Genomic DNA, 1,609 nt, shown 5'->3' on the forward strand with positions numbered 1-1,609 from the left:
ATCCCCCGATCATGCGGCCGAGCCGCTGCCGGGCATGCGGTGAACGGTCGGTGAGGTCGCGCGCCCAGCTGGGAGCCCCCACGCGCCCGTGCAGTATGCCCAGTTCGTGGTCGATCCTCTTCGGCGGCGTGGCGACGACGGCTTCGAGCCCGGGCTCCAGGCCCATGATGCCCTCGGGCGGAGTGAGGAAGTCGGGGAAGTAGCTGGCGTCGGGCACGAGCGGAAGCAGCTGCCGCACCTCGTCCGTCCGCGCGTGACGCCGCAGTTCCGTACGCACGCCCCGGCGCCACTCCGCGAAAGTCGCCCGGCCGTAGCGTGCCCGGAGCATCTGCAGGCTGAAGACCGTCTCCCAGAGCGGGTCCGGCCCCTCGGCGACGTGCGTCCGCGCGAGGTCGGTGCCGGTGAAGTGGATGCGCAACATGCGGTGTCCCTCGTGGCCCCGGTTCGCGCGCCGGACCCGAGTGCCCGTCCCCCGGGTACGAGCGGAGCGCTCATCGACACCCTAACGCCGACGCGGGACTCATGGAGGCGTGGCGGGAGAAGTCCGGCATGGGCCCGGCTTCCGGTGCGAACTGCCGTCGGGCCCTTGCGGGTCGGGGTCCGGCACGGACTCCCACGGCTCCCCGATACGACGCCGCGTGCGCACACCGTACGGCGAAGGCCCCGCCGGAACAGCTCGAAGCTGTCCGGCGGGGCCTTACGACCGTGGCACCGACCGTGGGAGAGCGGGTCAGAGACCCAGCTCGCCCTCGAACTCGCCTGCTTCCAGGCGGGCCTTGACGTCGCCGAGGTAGCGGGCGGCGTCCGCTCCGTCGACCAGCTGGTGGTCGTACGAGAGCGTCAGGTAGACCATGTCGCGCACGGCGATGGTCTCGCCCAGCTCCGGGTGGTCGATGACCATCGGACGGCGGACGGTGGCGCCGATGCCCAGCTCGGCCACCTGCGGGTAGTTCACGATGACCGTGTCGAACAGCGCACCGCGCGAACCGGTGTTGCTGATCGTGAACGTCCCGCCGGACATGTCGTCCGGACCCAGACCGCCGGTGCGCACCTTCTTCGCCAGATCGGCCGTCTTGCGGGCGATGCCCGCCAGGTTGAGGTTTCCGGCCTCCTTGATGACCGGGACCATCAGGCCCTTCTCGGAGTCCACCGCGATGCCGATGTTCTCGACGTCGTGGTAGGTGATCGTGCCGTCGTCGTTGAGCCGCGCGTTGACGGACGGGTGGGCCTTGAGCGCCTCGGCCGCGGCCTGCACGAAGAACGGCATCGGGGAGAGCTTGACGCCCTCACGTGCCGCGAAGGAGTCCTTGGCCCGTGCCCGGAGGCGCATCACGCGAGTGACGTCGACCTCGACCACGGTGGACAGCTGCGCCTGGTTGTGCAGCGCCTTCATCATGTTCTCCGCGATCACCTTGCGGATACGCGGCATCTTGACCGTCTGGCCGCGCAGCGGAGAGGGCTCCAGCTTCGGCGACTTGGGAGCCGTCGAGGCGGCAGCGGGGGCAGGAGCCGACGCCTGAGCCTTGGCGGCCTCAGCAGCGGCGGTGACGTCCTGCTTGCGGATGCGGCCGCCGACGCCGGTGCCCTTGACGGTGCTCAGGTCGACGCC

1 protein-coding gene and 1 pseudogene are annotated in these 1,609 nt (G+C 70.5%); both read right to left on the reverse strand.

The genetic code is table 11. The annotated features are described in order from the left end of the window. Window positions 1-421: pseudogene (locus tag H5J26_RS30845) on the reverse strand (transcriptional regulator); the annotation flags it as partial. Window positions 422-730: 309 nt separating this feature from the next. Next, on the reverse strand, window positions 731-1,609 hold an 879-nt coding region (locus tag H5J26_RS30850; protein ID WP_181769235.1), incomplete at its 5' end, for a 2-oxo acid dehydrogenase subunit E2.

This window comes from Streptomyces albidus (ex Kaewkla and Franco 2022) (genome assembly GCF_013870515.1).
In the GTDB taxonomy this organism is placed as follows: domain Bacteria; phylum Actinomycetota; class Actinomycetes; order Streptomycetales; family Streptomycetaceae; genus Streptomyces; species Streptomyces albidus.